This is a genomic window from Thalassotalea sp. ND16A, assembly GCF_000764205.1.
GTDB lineage: Bacteria > Pseudomonadota > Gammaproteobacteria > Enterobacterales > Alteromonadaceae > Thalassotalea_A.
Map to the genome: position 1 here is coordinate 139620 of NZ_JQDZ01000068.1, position 18263 is coordinate 157882.

The 18263-nt window shown below is 45.4% G+C and carries 7 protein-coding genes; 6 read left to right on the top strand and 1 reads right to left on the bottom strand.

Annotated elements, in window-relative coordinates:
* Positions 1–155: 155 nt before the first annotated feature.
* The 3 genes from ND16A_RS08025 to ND16A_RS08015 all read left to right on the top strand — a co-directional run bounded on the left by ND16A_RS08025 (position 156) and on the right by ND16A_RS08015 (position 4337).
* The gene (locus tag ND16A_RS08025; RefSeq protein WP_033077863.1) at positions 156–2516 is read left to right on the top strand and encodes a VolA/Pla-1 family phospholipase; all 2361 of its coding nucleotides are present in this window, start codon (positions 156–158) and stop codon (positions 2514–2516) included.
* Positions 2517–2626: 110 nt separating this feature from the next.
* Positions 2627–3658, top strand: coding sequence for a protease SohB (sohB, locus tag ND16A_RS08020; RefSeq protein WP_033077864.1), 1032 nt, complete (start codon positions 2627–2629; stop codon positions 3656–3658).
* Between the two features lie 28 nt (positions 3659–3686).
* Positions 3687–4337 (top strand): thiopurine S-methyltransferase, encoded by a 651-nt coding sequence (locus ND16A_RS08015; RefSeq protein WP_052073118.1) that lies wholly within the window; start codon positions 3687–3689, stop codon positions 4335–4337.
* A gap of 93 nt (positions 4338–4430) precedes the next feature.
* Here ND16A_RS08015 and ND16A_RS08010 read toward each other — a convergent pair whose 3' ends face one another.
* The gene (locus ND16A_RS08010) at positions 4431–5765 is read right to left on the bottom strand and encodes a dicarboxylate/amino acid:cation symporter (protein WP_033077865.1); all 1335 of its coding nucleotides are present in this window, start codon (positions 5763–5765) and stop codon (positions 4431–4433) included.
* Between the two features lie 239 nt (positions 5766–6004).
* On the opposite strand from ND16A_RS08010, the gene ND16A_RS08005 reads away from it, so the two are divergent.
* The 3 genes from ND16A_RS08005 to cysB all read left to right on the top strand — a co-directional run bounded on the left by ND16A_RS08005 (position 6005) and on the right by cysB (position 18065).
* Positions 6005–13732, top strand: a complete 7728-nt coding sequence (locus ND16A_RS08005; RefSeq protein ID WP_033077866.1) for an Ig-like domain-containing protein — start codon at positions 6005–6007, stop codon at positions 13730–13732.
* A 359-nt stretch (positions 13733–14091) separates the two neighbouring features.
* On the top strand, positions 14092–16788 hold the full coding sequence (topA, locus tag ND16A_RS08000; protein WP_033077867.1) for a type I DNA topoisomerase: 2697 nt from the start codon (positions 14092–14094) through the stop codon (positions 16786–16788).
* Positions 16789–17090: 302 nt separating this feature from the next.
* Complete coding sequence (gene cysB, locus ND16A_RS07995) at positions 17091–18065, top strand: HTH-type transcriptional regulator CysB (RefSeq protein ID WP_033077868.1); 975 nt, start codon at positions 17091–17093, stop codon at positions 18063–18065.
* Positions 18066–18263 lie beyond the last annotated feature (198 nt).

The window sequence follows — 18263 nt, forward strand, 5'->3', positions numbered from 1 at the left end:
CGGCTAATGGTAAAAAAATGTAGCAAAGTCATTTTAGTTACGGTAAGTTATATTCAATACAATCTAACTGGTCATACTAGTTAATAAATTTATAACAAAACGCCAATAAGATAATAATATTCAAGGCGAAAATATCGTTCTTCTGGGGAGAAAATATGAAAAAGCTATTCATCGGCCTTGCAATCGCGAGCGCTCTGGGCCTGTCTGCTTGTGATGATGAAACCATCAAAGACATTGAAAATGAAAACGAAGCCTCGGCTCCCGCACTGGCCGTTTCTCGTGTTGCTTTTGATCCGGGCGCTGATGTGCCGGTAATATCACCCCCTAACGATTTGTTATTTAGTGGTCATACAGATGGCACATTAAATTTCGATAGCGCGGTTCCCGATACGACTGACTTTTCCAATCCCAGAGTAGCGTTAAGTGCCCTCGATGGCTGGTCTACCCACCAACCTTTCGTATTAAGCTTTGATTTTGACGAAGGCGTAGCACTCGATCCTGCCGGCGTATTTAACAGCGATGCAGTGTCAATGTACGAAGTGGTGATGGGCGCAGATTTGAATGATGCCGAATGTAACCCGGTGCCTGCAGGCATTGCCTGTAAAGGTGTTAAACAGCTGGTATTAGCCGAAGACTTTGTTGTGCAAGCCGATGGAAGTGACTTGGCCTTCATTCCAATGAAGCCGTTAAAAGCCAAAACCACTTACATAATTGCACTGACCAAAAACCTGAAAGATACCAATGGCGATGCAATTTTAGGCTCGTCTACCTATGAATTAGTCAAGCAAGACGTGTCGACTAAACCTTTGGCCGATCCTGACCAATTTACATTACAAAACATCATCAACAGCTATGAAAACATTGCCGAAGGCTTTGGTTTAAATCGTGAAGAAATCACCTATACCATGGCGATGACAACACAATCTACTGTCGATACGTTGAATGTGACTAAACAATTATTAGCCGCAACATTAAACCCGGCAACAGCGTTATTCCCAACCCCGATGGTGACTAACGTCAACGCAGGTTACACAGCAGCAGATGCGTTAATTGCCGCACAGTTGCTTGATCCTAGCGACCCACAACTTGTGCCTTTATACAGTAGTGCCAGTATATACGCGGGTGCCATTACTGTTCCATATTACTCACATGTCCCTGGCACGGCCGATTTAACGGAAAGTACCTACTGGCAGGCAATGTGTGACTCTGGTGTGATATTAGCATTTGCCGAGGATTTACCGGCAGAGCCACAAAGTGTGTCTGATGGTGCTTGTATGAGTTTTGGTTTGCGCGATTTAGGCTTAGACGTGGAGCGCAACCTGACCAAGTTTAATCCAATACCTAAAGTCCAGACCATGCAAAACCTTGATGTGCAAATCACGGTACCCAATTTAGCTTACGCCAATATGGTTCGCCCGGCATTTGGTATTGAAGGTGAGTTAGTTAAACCACTAGGTGGCTGGCCAGTTATTATGTTACAGCACGGTATTACCACCAGTAAGGAGCATATGCTGGCGTTAACCGGGGTTTTATCGATTAATGGTTTTGCCACTGTGGCAATCGATCACCCGTTGCATAACTCGCGTGCATTCGATACTGATGGCGATGGCGTAAAAGAAGTAGAAGCTGCGGATAATCCATTTTATTACATTAATATCGCTAACTTGTTAAGTGGCAGGGATAACTTCCGTCAAAGTGCAACCGATTCAATGGCGTTACGTTTGGGCCTTAACTTTTTAAATGGCGATTTAAACGCCGGTGTCGATATCAATCCTACACAAACATATTACGTTGGCCATTCATTAGGGGCGTTAACCGGGGTAGATTTCCTCGCGGTTACTAACACCGAATTTAACCCGCAAGTTGATGGTTTATTTAATGTAAAAGCTGCATCTCTAGCTTCTGCTGCTGGTGGTGTGCCTAACTTTGGCATGGAATCGGCCAGCTTTGGACCGCTGATTAAATTTAATTTAGCGCTAAGCTTATCGCCAGAGTTTGCTCAGTATGCGAATGCGATCAATCCGAACCCAACACCTGACGAGATGGCGGAAATATGGCATTCATTTGAAGAGAATGTGGGTGTACCAAGTGAGATGAGTGCGGGTTTCCAAGAGTGGACGTTCGCGGCGCAATCGATTACTGATTCTGCCGATATGCTTAACCATGTTGAATTGTTAAGCAATAATGGTACCCCGCTGCACATGATTGAAATGGTAGGTAACGGTATGGATGTATTGTCTGATCAAGTTATCCCGCTTAGGGTTCCTACTGCCCCACTTGCTGGCTCAACACCGTTTGCGGGTTTATTAGGTGTTGCTAGAGTATCAGAAACCACTATGGTTGCCGATGGCACCGTATCAGGAATTGTTAAATTTGTGAATGGCGATCACGGTTCGATCATAGATCCAAGGAGCAGTGCAGCAACCACACAAGAAATTCAATCTCAAATTGCCGCGTACTTTGTAACGCAAGGCAAAGCGATTGTGATTACCGATGATAGCGTTGTTTTGAAATAATTTTTCACAAAATTATCTCACAAAAAAAGGAGGCTTAGCCTCCTTTTTTGTTATTGGTGTAGTATCATATCGACAACTAATATTACTCATTCTAGTTCAGGAGAACTCAGTTGGAATTTCTTTACGAATACGGCTTATTTTTTGCCAAGGTGTTTACCTTTGTTATCGCCGTTATTGCCATCATCGCCGCCATTGCGGGTGCCGCTCATAAACAAAAACATAAAAAAGGCGAGTTGGAAATTAATGACTTGTCTGAGCAATTTGCCGATGTTGAACAACATATGGTTGAGCACTTATTATCAAAAGAAGAATTAAAACAACACGATAAAGATTTAAAGAAAAAGCAAAAAGGCGAAGCGAAAGCCGAAAAAGAAGGTGCAAAAGAGTCGAAGCCAAGATTGTTTGTGATTGATTTTAAAGGCAGTCTCGATGCCCGTGAAGTGGACAGCTTGCGTGAAGAGATCAGCGCGGTACTAACGGTAGCAACCACGGAAGATGAAGTGCTGGTGCGGGTTGAAAGTGGCGGTGGCATGGTCCATGGCTATGGTTTGGCATCTTCGCAGCTGGACCGTATCCGTCAACAACATATCCCGCTAACTATCTCGGTTGATAAAGTAGCCGCCAGTGGCGGTTATATGATGGCTTGTGTGGCCGATAAAATTATTTCAGCGCCATTTGCCATTCTTGGCTCAATTGGTGTTATCGCGCAAATACCAAATTTCAATAAGCTGCTGAAAAAGAGCAACATTGAATTTGAACAATTAACCGCAGGTGAATATAAACGTACCTTAACCATGTTCGGTGAAAACACTGAAAAAGGTCGTGAAAAGTTTGTCGAAGAGTTAGAAGAAACCCATGGCTTGTTTAAAGACTTTGTCAGTGAGCATCGTCCAAGCCTGGATATCAGTAAAGTTGCCACTGGCGAACACTGGTTTGGTATTAAAGCGAAAGAGCTGGGCTTAGTCGATGACATTCAAACCAGCGACGATTACTTACAAAATGCGGCGAAAACGGCAAAAGTGATCTCGGTGAAATATTCATTGAAAAAGGGACTTGCGGAAAAGTTTTCGAAGGCGGCTTCACTTTCTATTGAACAAACGGTAAATAAGCTTTGGCAAAATAACCGTATTTTTCCAAGCTAAGTATTATTCATAAAAGGGCAGGTTAGTTGTGAAACAGCAATTTTGGCTCGACTGCTGGAAAAATACGCGTTTAGGCTTTCATCAGGATGAGTTACAGCCATTAATGGTTGAGCATTTTCCCAATTTGGTTAAAGCCAGCGATAATCGTATTTTTGTGCCTTTATGCGGAAAAACCGCCGATATGCTATTTTTTGCCGAGCGCTTTAAGGTGATCGGCAATGAATTAAGTGGCATCGCCTGTCACGATTTTTTTGCCGACAACAAGCTGGTTGCCAAGGTTAAAAAAAGTAATGGCTTTAGCATTTTTGCGCAGGGCAATATTGAACTTCATCAAGGTGATTTTTTTGCCTTAGATGGCAAACAATTTCAACCGTTTGATTGGATATATGATAGAGCAGCTATCATTGCCTTCCCTGAAGATATGCGCAACGAATATGTACAGCAGCTGAAAAACTTTATGACAGCTGCAACTCGTATATTCTTGTTAACCCTGGAATTTCCAGAAGATGAAATGCAAGGTCCACCATTTTCAGTAAAGGAAGATGAGGTGCGGCAATTGTTTAAAGGCTATAAAGTGATTAAACAAGCTGAAAGAGATTTAACCGGGCAAAAATTTGCTCGCTTAACATTACCTTTAAGCTCGATCCAGGAAACGCTATATATTATTTCTAGCGAGTAAATTTATTGCAACACCGAACACAGATAATAAAAGGCCGAAATGCTAAGCATTTCGGCCTTTTTTTTATACCAAATTCACTTGTTAATTTGGTATTTAATCTTTGAGGTGATGAAAATCAATACGATCACCATTGGTGTCATCACTGCTGTTAAATACTGACTGATCAAACTGGCCTTCAGCCTTACCCACAACTACCGTCACCATAGAGTCACCGGTAACGTTTACGGCGGTACGAACCATGTCGAGCAGTCTGTCCACACCGATGATCAAGCCAATGCCTTCAACAGGCAAACCAACTTGCGCTAACACCATGGCCAGCATGATAAGGCCAACTCCAGGTACTCCGGCAGTACCGATAGAGGCAAGAGTTGCGGTAACAATCACCATCAAGAAATCGGTCACCGATAAATCCACATTAAAGACTTGCGCGATAAACACCGTTGCAACACCTTGCATGATAGCGGTGCCATCCATGTTAATGGTCGCCCCTAACGGTACGGTAAAAGAGGCTATCGAGTTATTTACGCCAAGCTTCTTCGTGGTGGTGTTTAAGGTTGATGGAATGGTGGCGTTACTGCTTGCGGTACTAAAGGCAAACAATGCTGTGGTGCGCATTTTTTTAATGAAGGTTACCGGGTTCAAACCGGTTAACAGTTTTAAGATGATCGGGTAGGTTAAAAATGCATGCAATAATAACACCGCTAACACGACCATAAAGTACACTATCAAATTACCAAAAGTAGCTAACGATAGCTCAGTAAATAATGTGGTCATTAAACAGAACACACCATAGGGTGCCAGGTTCATCAGGATAACTACCAGGCGCATGATCACTTCATTAAAGTCTTCAAAGGTTTTGGCAATGCGTTCGCCGGCTTCACCAGCAAGTGCGATGGCGATACCAAATAATAAAGCAAATACGATGATTTGCAGCATGTTACCTTTGGCGAATGCATCAAACGGATTACTTGGGAACATGCCGATAATCACTTGCGTTAATGATGGCGCCTCTTTGGTGGCAAATGTCACATCCGCGGTCATATTGACCCCGTCACCAGGACTAATTAACAGTGCGGCGGCGATGGCAATAGTAATGGCAATCGCGGTAGTCATTAGATATAAACCAATGGCCCGGCCACCAATGCGGCCTAATTTTGAGGTGTCGGTTAAGGAGCAGGTACCGCAAATTAAAGAGATGAAGACTAACGGCACCACTAACATTTTTAAACTGGTGATAAATATTTGGCCGCCGATTTCAAACAGGCCATCGACAAAAAAGCCTCTTACGGCAAAATCAAACAAGCCTAATGGGATCAACAGATCCCCATCTTCGGGCAACATCGCCTGAAATATGGTACCCAGGATGATACCGGCAATCATCCCGATGACGATTCGGCGAGTTAAGCTGTTCGCACTTTCTTTATTCATAATTGTTGTCTTATTGGAATTGTAATTGAGTTAATAAAGTATTTTTTAATAACTGTAAAGCCTAACACTATACACCACTTTTGTTAATGCTATGTCGATGAAAATACAGTAATTAAAGCTTAGCAGCCATTGTCGAATAAGAGAATTAAGTTTTTTGTAGCAAAAAGTAACTCTTTTGTAATTTATCGGTTAATATGTAAATAGATAAAATAAAAATAAACTCAGGGAGAGCGCTTTTCATGAAGCAATTTCAGCATGTTTTTACCCTTTTAATGCTTGTTCTTTTAGTGGGCTGTGGCAGTGGTGATTCATTTAACGGCAGTGGTGATGACCCCGTCGACCCAACCGACCCAACCGCAATGACTGTTGAAGTCAGCATAGATAACTCCTCAATAAGTGCAGCAACTCCTGCTACGGTTACCGCTACCGTGGAATTGGATAGCTCTCCTGTTGCCGGTAAAGTGGTTACTTTTAGCTCTGAACTTGGTGTGTTTGATGTTGAAACCGCAACGGCACTGACCAATGCTGACGGTGTCGCGACGATAGTTTTAACCGCTGGTGCCGTTGAAGGTGCCAGTATTGTTACTGCAACGATAGATACTGGTGAGTTTGGCACTGTTGGCTTTGAAACGGCTGGTGATGCCTCTCAAATTTCCGGTAAAGATGTAAGCATCAGTATTTCTTCTGCTAATGTTGCTAACACAACACCAGCGGTATTGACCGCAACGGTAACCGATGCGGGCAGCCCGGTCGCAGGCGAAGTGGTTAATTTTGGCGCATCCCTTGGCTCTTTATCTCCAACCTCTGGTACCGCGCTAACCAATAGCTCTGGTCAAGCCGTCATCACGTTGAGCGCTGGCAGTGAAGCCGGTGCGGGCATTGCGACAGCAACGATAAATAACGGAGCAAGTGCCGAAGTAGGGTTCGAAACTGCAGGTGATGCGAGTAGTGAATCTGGTAAAAGCGTGATCTTAACTATCTCAACCATAGACGTCAGTATGGCGGCACCCGCAACCATTACTGCCACAGTAAGTGATATCGATGGCCCTATCGTTGGTGAAGTTGTTAATTTCTCATCCTCATTAGGTGTGTTCGCACCGGTATCGGGTACGGCTCTGACAGATTCATCGGGTCAAGCTGTTATTATTTTAACCGCCGGCAGTGTAGAAGGTGCGGCTATTATAACCGCCTCTCTTGCCAGTGGCGAGTTGGACACAATCGGTTTTTCCACCGCAGGTGATGCTTCTGAAGCGGTAGGCAAAAGTGTATCTGTGGTCGTTAATAACAAATTGATCAGTGCTTTGTCTGCGACCACCATTGAAGCAACGGTCTTGGATGAAACCGGCCAACTGGTAAGCGATGAAGTGGTGAACTTTGCTTCAACACTGGGTTTACTTGACCCGCAATCGGGTACGGCGTTAACCAATGCCTCGGGTGTTGCAACGATCACATTAACCGCTGGTACCGTTAAAGGTGCCGGTATTGCCACGGCAACGTTAAGCAATGGTGCCACCGCAAGCGACAGCTTTGCTACCGAAGGCGATGAAAGTCTTAATCAGGGCAAAACCATTACGGTACAAGACATTACTGATACCGTAACCGAAGCCGCGCCATATACGGTGATGGTGAAAGTGACTGAAAGTGGTATGGACCTTGCCAATGAAGTGGTAACGTTTACCAGCACATTAGGCGCATTTAGCCCGGTATCAGGGACCGCATTAACCGATGCTAACGGTGAAGCCAGCATTCAATTAACCGCGGGTAACGTAGAAGGTGCTGGTATATTAACGGCAACGTTAGCCAGTGGTGAACGTGATACCAGTGGTTTTGCCACCGCAGGGGACGGCAGTTCAGTTGCCGGGAAGGTAGTAACATTAGATAGAATCACTGCGCAAATTACCGAAACCGCACCGGCCACTATTACGGTGACCGTGACGGATAATGGCGTAGGTGTTGAAGGTGAAGTGGTCAACTTCTCTTCATCATTAGGCGTATTTAATCCAGTTTCGGCGACAGCATTAACCGATAATACCGGTAGCGCTACTATCATTTTAACCGCGGGCAGTGTTGAAGGGGCCGGTATTGTCACGGCGACAATCGCCAGTGGTGAATTAGACAGCACAGGATTTTCGACATTAGGCGATGCGTCTGAGGCGGAAGGTAACAGTGTGACTGTCTCGATAACCAATAAATCCATTGATGCGCTAAACGCAAGCACCATAACCGCTACCGTTTTGGATGAAAGCAATCAACCGGTTAGCGACGAAGTAGTGAATTTTGCTTCCACCCTAGGTTTACTTGACCCGGTATCGGGTACGGCGTTAACCAATGCCTCAGGTGTTGCGACAATCACATTAACCGCAGGTACGGTCAAAGGTGCCGGTATTGCCACGGCCACATTAAGCAATGGCGCGACCGATAGTGACAGTTTTGCTACCGAAGGCGATGAAAGTCTTAACCTGGGCAAAACCATAACGGTACAAGACATTGCGGCAACCGTGACGGAAGCTGCGCCATATACGGTGACGGTGAACGTGACCGAAAATGGCGCAAACCTGGCGAATGAAGTCGTAACCTTTACCAGCACATTAGGGGCGTTTGACCCTGTATCAGGTACTGCATTAACCGATGCCTCAGGTGTTGCGACCATTCAATTAACCGCGGGCAGTGTACAGGGTGCCGGCGTATTAACGGCGACCTTAACCAGTGGCGAGTCGGATACCAGTGGTTTTGCCACCGATGGAGACAGTACACCGATAGCAGGAAAAGTGGTGACATTAGATCCTATTGTCGGCCAAATCACCGAAGCCGCACCGGCCACAATTACAGTGACCGTGACGGATAATGGCCTAGGCGTTGAAGGCGAAGTCGTCAACTTCTCATCATCACTGGGGGTATTTAACCCAGTATCGGCGACTGCATTAACCGATAACACCGGTAGCGCCACCATAGTCTTAACCGCGGGCAGTGTTGAAGGAGCCGGCATTGTCACGGCGACGATCGCCAGTGGTGAATTAGACAGCACAGGATTTTCAACGTTAGGTGATGCGTCATTAGCGGTAGGTAATGTTGTAACAGTATCGGTCACCAACAAGTCTATCGATGCGTTAACCCCAACCACGATAACCGCTACGGTTTTGGGTGAAAATGGTGACCCAGTTGCGGATGAAGTGGTGAACTTTGCCTCGACCTTAGGTCTGCTTGACCCGGTATCGGGTACGGCGTTAACCAATGCCTCAGGTGTTGCGACAATCACATTAACCGCAGGTACGGTCAAAGGTGCCGGTATTGCCACGGCAACATTAAGCAATGGCGCGACTGATAGTGACAGTTTTGCCACCGAAGGCGATGAAAGTCTTAACCTGGGCAAAACCATAACGGTACAAGACATTGCGGCAACCGTGACGGAAGCTGCGCCATATACGGTGACGGTGAACGTCACCGAAAATGGCGCAAACCTGGCGAATGAAGTCGTAACCTTTACCAGCACGTTGGGCGCCTTTAACCCAATATCGGCTACGGCGTTAACCGATATCAATGGTGAAGCCACCATTGAATTAACCGCGGGCACTGTGCAAGGTGCTGGCATCTTAACGGCGACCTTAACCAGTGGCGAATCGGATACCAGCGGTTTTGCCACCGATGGCGACAGCACGCCGGTCACCGGCAAAGTGGTGACGTTAGATCCAATTATCGGGCAAATCAGCAATGCTGCGGCTGCAACTATTACCGTGCATGTTACGGATAACGGCGTTGGCGTTGAAGGCGAGGTAGTGAACTTCAGCTCATCTCTTGGTGTGTTCAATCCGGTATCTGCGACAGCGTTAACGAATGCGTCGGGTGATGCCACGATCCAACTTACTGCGGGCAGTGTGGAAGGCGCGGGTATTGTCACGGCTACGATCGCTAGCGGTGAACTAGATACTACCGGGTTCGCCACATCAGGTGATACACCAGTGGCCGTAGGTAATAGTGTATCGGTGTCAATAAACAGTATTTCTGTTAATGCATTAACCCCTGCCATCATCACTGCTACGGTATTGGATGAAAATGGTGTTGGAGTTGCGAATGAAGTGGTGAACTTTGCTTCGACCTTAGGTTTGCTTGACCCGGTATCGGGCACGGCGTTAACCGATGGTTCGGGTTTTGCCACCATCACTTTGACCGCAGGTACGGTCAAAGGTGCCGGTATTGCCACTGCAACGTTGAGTAACGATGCTACGGCCAGAGTCAGCTTTGCCACCGAAGGCGATGAAAGCCTTAACCTGGGCAAAACCATAACGGTACAAGACATTGCAGCGACCGTAACCGAAGCCGCGCCATATACGGTGACGGTACAAGTGACCGAAAATGGCATCGACCTTGCCAATGAAGTGGTAACGTTTACCAGCACGTTGGGTGCGTTTGACCCAATATCGGCTACGGCGTTAACCAATGGCTCAGGTGTTGCCACTATCGTGTTGACCGCGGGCAGTGTCGAAGGAGCCGGCATTTTGACGGCGGCACTGGCCAGTGGTGAATTAGATACCAGCGGTTTTGCGACCGCAGGGGACAGCACTGCTGTTGACGGCAAAGTGGTGACGTTAGATCCAATTGTCGGGCAAATCACCGAAGCTGCATCGGCCACCATTACGGTGACTGTGACGGATAATGGCGTAGGCGTTGAAGGCGAAGTGGTCAACTTCTCCTCATCATTGGGGGTATTTAACCCAGTGTCTGCTACCGCATTAACCGATAACACCGGTAGCGCCACTATCGTATTAACGGCAGGCAGTGTAGAAGGTGCCGGTATTGTCACGGCGACCATAAGTAGTGGTGAATTAGACAGCACAGGATTTTCAACGTTAGGTGATGCGTCATTAGCGGTAGGTAATGTTGTAACAGTATCGGTCACCAACAAGTCTATCGATGCGTTAACCCCAACCACGATAACCGCTACGGTTTTGGATGAAAATGGTGACCCAGTTGCGGATGAAGTGGTGAACTTTGCCTCGACCTTAGGTCTGCTTGACCCGGTATCGGGTACGGCGTTAACCAATGCCTCAGGTGTTGCGACAATCACATTAACCGCAGGTACGGTCAAAGGTGCCGGTATTGCCACGGCAACGTTAAGCAATGGCGCGACTGACAGCGACAGCTTTGCCACCGAAGGCGATGAAAGTCTTAATCTCGGCAAAACCATTTCTGTACAAGATATTACGGCTACGGTTACTGGAATCGCTCCATATACAGTGATGGTGAATGTCACTGAAAATGGTATGGATTTGGCCAATGAAGTGGTAACCTTTACCAGCACATTAGGGGCGTTTGACCCTGTATCAGGTACTGCATTAACCAATGGCTCAGGTGTTGCCACTATCGTGTTGACCGCGGGCAGCGTACAAGGTGCTGGCATCTTAACGGCGACCTTAAGCAGTGGCGAATCGGATACCAGCGGTTTTGCGACCGCCGGAGACAGCAGTCCGGCAGCCGGTAAAGTGGTGACATTAGATCCTATTGTTGGCCAAATCACCGAAGCCGCACCGGCCACCATTACAGTGACCGTGACGGATAATGGCGCAGGGGTTGAAGGCGAAGTCGTCAACTTCTCATCATCACTGGGGGTATTTAACCCAGTATCGGCGACCGCATTAACCGATAACACCGGTAGCGCCAGCATTGTATTAGCCGCGGGTAGTGTTGAAGGGGCCGGTATTGTCACGGCAACCGTCACCAGTGGCGAATTAGACAGCACTGCATTTTCAACACTAGGTGATGCTTCTCAAGCCGTAGGTAATAGTGTATCTGTATTGGTTACTAATAAATCGATCAGTGCAGCAAGTGGTTCAACTGTAGAAGCAACGGTAACCGATGACACTGGTGCTTTGGTTGCCAATGAAGTGGTGAATTTTGCCTCGACCTTAGGTTTGCTTGACCCGCTTTCGGGTACGGCGTTAACTAACGCTTCGGGTGTTGCAACGGTCACCCTATCGGCAGGTACTGTCAAAGGTGCGGGTATAGCAACCGCAACGTTAAGCAACGGTGCCACTGACAGTGACAGCTTTGCCACCGAAGGCGATGAAGTTATTGGTATTTTTATTGAGATGTTATTGGTAGAACCAGACACCACAAATGTCATTGATACCATTAATACCACCACGCCAGGCCAAATTATTGCGACGGTAAATGGTCTTGCTGCCGGTGAGAAAGTCTTAGTCACATTTACTACCGAAATTGGTGAGATACCAATCCCAACAGCCATAACGGATTCGGTGACTAATCAAGCCATTGTCGATATTTATGCGGGCAATGATATCGGCGCCGGTACGATAACTGCGACCTTGCGTACCGGTGAAACCGGAGAAGATTTAATTATTGTTGGTGCGGCCGGTTTAGCTATTGGCACAACCACCGTTGGGTTAACGCCAATCTCGGCGGGCGGTTCAACCAATATCACGGTAACGATTATTGACACCAATAATGGTGGTGCGCCTTATACCGAACCCGTTGTAGTGAACTTTAGTTCAAGCTGTTCACTAGATGGCAAAGCGGTTTTGGATGAGCAAGTAACGACGTTCCAGGGCACAGCCATTAGCTCTTATTTAGCGCAAGGTTGTACCGGTACCGATACCATTACGGTAACCGCCAATGCCGGTACTGAAAGTTTGACTTCTAGTGTCGATATTGAAGTCAATGCCGCAGATATCGGTAGCATTGAATTTGTCAGTGTATCGAACGAGAACTTGTCTTTAAAAGGGGCTGGTACGGCTGAGATGCCTGAATACTCAACAGTAATCTTTAAAGTGTTAGACGTAAATGGTTTACCAGCAGCAAATCAACTGGTTGATTTTTCGTTAAATACAGATGCGGGGGGCTTATCGTTAAGTCCAGACCAAGCTCAAACCAACTTAGATGGCTTGGCGCAAGTGGTGGTAAATTCTGGCACCATAGCGACTCCGGTAAGAGTGACTGCTTCGGTCAATCTATCTGTACCGTTAATCTCGACTCAGTCGAGTTTGATGGTGGTATCAACGGGTATACCAGATCAAGACAGCTTTACCCTTACCGCCGATATTTATAACATTGAGGGCTTCCGAATTGTTGGTACTCAATCAATTATTACTGCCCGATTAGCGGATGGCTATAATAACTTGGCACCGGATGGTACCGCGGTTTCCTTTACTGCCGAAGGCGGAGCCATTGAGCCGTCTTGTATTACGGTCGATGGTATGTGTAGCGTCATATTTAGCTCGCAAAATCCACAGCCTTCAGATAATCGCGTGACAATTTTAGCGCATGCGGTGGGAGAGGAGTCATTCCCTGACTTAAATGGTAATGGTCTATACGATGATTCTGAAGAGACAGCCTTTTTAGCGCCAAGTATTATCGATGGCACAGACTATGATCTTCCGGAAGCCTTTGTGGATAATGATGAAAATGGAAGTCGAGATTCGGGTGAAGAGTTCTTCGATTTTGTCGACCCTAATTTTGGCATTCCTTTGAGCTATGATCCCGCAGATGGCCAATACAATGGTAGTTTGTGTAATGAGGCAAACGTTGCATGTTCAGATCAAAAATCTATCCACGTAAGAGGCGATTTGGTGATTGTATTTGCGGGATCTGCGGTTGATGCGACAGTTACTCCAGTATCAACTACCGATAGCGGCGCTACAGACACTGGTGCTAATGTCATTGATATTTTAGGCGTCGGTGTCGGTGCTGCTACCGTATATATCAATGGCCCGGCAGATCAGCCGATGCCTGCTGGCACCACGATTGAGTTTATCACTTCCGTTGGCTCTATCGTGAGTGAGAGTTCATTTATCTGGCCAAATGAATTTAGGACTGGTGGACGTAATTTCTCGGTTGAAATTGAAGGTGGCACTGAGGCCAAAACCGGATCACTTTCGGTGAAAGTTACCACGCCATCGGGAGACTCAGTAGTTTATTCAACCGGAATAAGTGTAGCAATTGTACTTACACCTTAAATATATTTAATAATATCAATCAATCCATAAGGCCTCTGTTGAGGCCTTATTTATTATTAACCGCGGTAAAATTCGTATTTTGTTTGAATATTAAACAGTTTTCGCTAAATTGGTAAAATATATGAAAATATTGCTTTATATTTTAATTTAAATTTTATTATGATGTGCCCTAGAAAAACACGAATTCAACCCGATTTAGTAAATAAAGAACACTCGGGTTGTAAAATAATTGCTTGTCAGTGGTAAAATTTACATATATACCTAATAGCAATAGATAAAAAATTGAGTTAATGGCTAACTCAACAAAATTATATTTCAGATTGACATCTCAATAGCTGAATACAGGAAAGTGAAGCTTTATGGCAAAATCTCTGGTAATTGTCGAGTCCCCTGCAAAGGCGAAGACAATTAACAAATATCTCGGTAAAGACTACATCGTTAAGTCTAGTGTTGGTCATGTGCGTGATTTACCGCACAGTGGCGGTAAAAAAGCCGCCACCAAAACTGCCGCAGAATTGAAAAAAATGACACCGGCTCAAAAAGAGAAGTACAAAGCAAAACGAGAGAAAGTTGCTTTGTTTAGTCGCATGGGCATAAATCCGGAAAAAGACTGGGCAGCAACCTATGCTGTTTTACCAGGCAAAGAAAAAGTCGTCGATGAATTAAAGAAACTTGCGGATAAGGCCGATATGGTTTATCTCGCAACCGATTTGGATCGCGAGGGTGAAGCGATAGCCTGGCACTTAAAAGAAATTATTGGTGGCGATGACAGCCGCTTTTGCCGAGTGGTATTTAATGAAATTACCCAAAGCGCAATTCAGGATGCCTTTAAACAGCCAAGTGAGCTGAATATGCATGGTGTTAATGCCCAACAGGCACGACGCTTTTTAGACCGCGTGGTTGGCTTTATGGTAAGCCCGTTACTTTGGAAAAAGGTTGCTCGTGGTTTATCGGCAGGGCGAGTGCAGTCGGTTGCGGTAAAACTTGTGGTTGAACGCGAACGTGAAATCAAAGCGTTTGTACCAGAAGAGTTTTGGGAAATCGAAGCAGATACCATAACCTCAGGAAAAGACGAGCTTAAATTAGATGTTGCTCGCCAAAATGGCAAAGCCTTTAAACCTGACAATGAAACCGATGCCATGGCAGCCGTTTCGGCACTGCAAAATTCGGCATATCAGGTGAGCAAGCGTGAAGATAAGCCATCAAAAAGCACACCGTCGGCACCTTTTATTACCTCAACCTTACAGCAAGCTGCCAGTACTCGTTTAGGTTTTGGTGTGAAACGCACCATGGGTTTGGCACAACGTTTATACGAAGCCGGCCACATTACTTATATGCGTACCGACTCAACCAATTTGAGTAAAGAAGCGGTTGAGCAATGTCGTGACTACGTTAGCAGTAATTTTGGCACAAATTATTTACCTGAAAAGGCAAAAGTGTATGGTGCCAAGGCCAATGCACAAGAAGCACATGAAGCCATTCGTCCTTCCAATGTGAGCAAAGAAGCCGCATTTTTAGATGATATGGAGCAAGATGCCCGTAAATTATATGATTTGATCTGGCGTCAATTTGTTGCCTGTCAAATGACCGCCGCGCGTTACGATTTAACTACCCTTACGATAACTGCGGGTGAGTTCGACTTAAGGGCGAAAGGTCGAGTAATGCGCTTTGATGGTTGGACAAAAGTTCATTCGCGCAGCGCTGGCAAAAGTGGCAGCGAGAAAGATACTCACTTACCAGATTTAGCGGTGGGCGAAACCGTTACCTTGAAACATATTGAGCCAAGCCAGCACTTTACCAAGCCAACGGCACGCTTTGGTGAAGCGTCATTGGTAAAAGAGTTAGAAAAACGCAGCATCGGCCGTCCTTCTACCTATGCGTCAATTATCTCGACCATTCAAGACCGCGGTTATGTGCGTCTTGACACAAAACGCTTTTATGCAGAAAAAATGGGCGAAATTGTTACTGACAGTTTATCGGGTAGTTTTAAAAAGTTAATGAACTACGATTTTACCGCCAACATGGAAATGCGTCTCGATGAAATTGCCGATGATAAAGCTTTTTGGAAAGATATATTAACCGAATTTTACACCGAATTTACCGATGAACTGCAGCTTGCCGATAAAAGTATGGACGAAGGCGGGATGCAACGTAATCTGCCGGTTATCACCGATATTGATTGTCCAACCTGTAATCGTAAAATGGGCATTCGTACCGCATCCACTGGCGTGTTTTTAGGTTGTTCTGGCTATAGCCTGCCACCAAAAGAACGTTGCACTAAAACCATGAACCTAACTCCTGGTGAAGAAGCGGTAAGCGTGTTATCGGAAGATCAGGAAACGGAAGCCTTAATGGCGATGGAACGTTGTGACAAGTGCGGCACAGCGATGGACAGTTACCTTATTGATGAAACCCGCAAACTTCATGTGTGTGGTAACAATCCGGTTTGTGACGGTTATCAACTGGAGAAGGGCGAATTCAAGATCAAAGGCTACGATGGCCCGGTACTTGAGTGTGATCGCTGCCAGTCAGATATGGAACTTAAGAACGGTCGCTTTGGCAAATACTTCGACTGTACCAATGAAGATTGTAAAAACACGCGCAAGCTATTGGCAAGTGGTGAAGCGGCTCCTCCGAAAGAAGATCCAGTAGATTTACCCGAGCTTAAGTGTGAACAGTCGGAAGCATTCTTTAAATTAAGAGATGGTGCTGCCGGCATATTCCTGGCCGCGAGTACTTTCCCTAAATCAAGAGAAACACGAGCACCAAAAGTTGAAGAATTGCAGCGTTTTCGTGACCGAATATCGCCCAAGTTTTATTACCTGGCCGATGCCCCAGCAAAAGATCCTGATGGTAACCTTGCTGTTGTTCGTTATTCACGTAAAACCAAAGAGCAATACGTGATGACCGAAATCGATAAAAAAGCCACCGGTTGGCTTGCTAAATACGTTGACGGCAAATGGGTTGAAGAACTGGCGAAGAAAAAAGCCAAACCGAAAGCTAAAGCCAAGCCGAAAGCTAAAGCTAAAGCCAAAAAAGCTGACGCGAAAGAATAACCCCTTTTTATATAACGCGAGGTTAAAACCCCGCCAACCATAACAAGCCGCATTTGATGCGGCTTTGTTTATGCGAGCTTAAAAACCCCGCCAACCGTAATGCGAGGTTGAAACCCCGCCAACCGGGCATATTATTAAATAATTGGTTGGCGCCGAGTATATAACGCGAGGTTAAAACCCCGCCAACCTGAGTTTAGTTTGTTATAAAAACTATTTTCTTATAACAAAAAGTTAAAAAGCTATAGATTTTTTAATCATATTGATATATATTTTTAGTATAAATAATTCATCATCTATATCAAATGAAACTACAACAGCTACGTTATATCGTCGAAGTCCTCAATAATAACTTGAATGTATCTGCCACCGCAGACAGTTTATTTACCTCGCAACCGGGCATTAGTAAACAAGTTCGTATGTTGGAAGATGAACTTGGCGTACAAATTTTTGGTCGCTCCGGCAAACATCTAACTCATGTCACCCAAGCTGGACAAGAGATCATCCGAATTTCCTCAGATATTTTATCAAAAGTGGAAGGCATCAAATCGGTTTCTCGCGAATATACTCAGCCAGATGAAGGTAAGTTAAGAATTGCTACCACTCATACCCAGGCACGCTACGCATTACCAGAGATTATAAAAGGCTTTGTGAAAAAGTATGACCGAGTGTCATTGCATATGTATCAAGGCACACCGGCACAAATCAGTGATGCCGCAGCCAAAGGCGATGCCGACTTTGCCATTGCTACTGAATCTTTGCATTTATATAACGACTTGATCATGTTGCCGTGTTACCACTGGAACCGCAGCATCATAGTGAGAAAAGATCACCCTCTGGCGAAAATTGGCAAAATCACCATTAACGATGTTGCGGCTCATCCGTTAGTCACTTATGTGTTTGGCTTTACTGGCCGTTCGGTATTGGATAAAGCCTTTCAAAAAGCCGACTTAGAGCCCAAAATAGTCTTTACCGCCACCGATGCTGATGTGATCAAAACCTATGTCCGTTTAGGCGTAGGGATTGGTGTTGTTGCCACTATGGCGATTGATGCTGAGCAAGATAAAGATTTAGTGGTACTGGATGCCAGTCATCTGTTTGAACAAAGTACGACAAAAATTGGTTTTCGAAGAGGCACTTTTTTGCGCGGTTATATGTTTGATTTTATTGAACGCTTTGCGCCGCATTTAAATCGAGACATCGTCACTAAAGCGATGTTGTTAAAGAACAATGATGAAATTGAAAAGCTGATCGGCGATATCGAATTACCGGTTAAATAAAGAAGGTAAAAGAAGGTACAGGGTACAAGGTACAAGTAGTGTGGTTTACACTCTAATTCTGGCTTTATAAAACAAGGTACACGCAGCTTGTTTTAGATTTCAGAACAATGATATTAAATCATAAAATATAAAAAGCGCCGAAAGGCGCTTTTTAAGTTTAAAGGGTATAGACTTTATCGAACCAAGTAACTAATCTGC

Excerpts from the sequence above, each read along its gene's own strand:
- ND16A_RS08025 (WP_033077863.1), top strand. The coding sequence starts at position 156 with ATGAAAAAGCTATTCATCGGCCTTGCAATCGCGAGCGCTCTGGGCCTG.
- ND16A_RS08010 (WP_033077865.1), bottom strand. The coding sequence starts at position 5,765 with ATGAATAAAGAAAGTGCGAACAGCTTAACTCGCCGAATCGTCATCGGG.
- ND16A_RS08005 (WP_033077866.1), top strand. The coding sequence starts at position 6,005 with ATGAAGCAATTTCAGCATGTTTTTACCCTTTTAATGCTTGTTCTTTTA.
- topA (WP_033077867.1), top strand. The coding sequence starts at position 14,092 with ATGGCAAAATCTCTGGTAATTGTCGAGTCCCCTGCAAAGGCGAAGACA.
- cysB (WP_033077868.1), top strand. The coding sequence starts at position 17,091 with ATGAAACTACAACAGCTACGTTATATCGTCGAAGTCCTCAATAATAAC.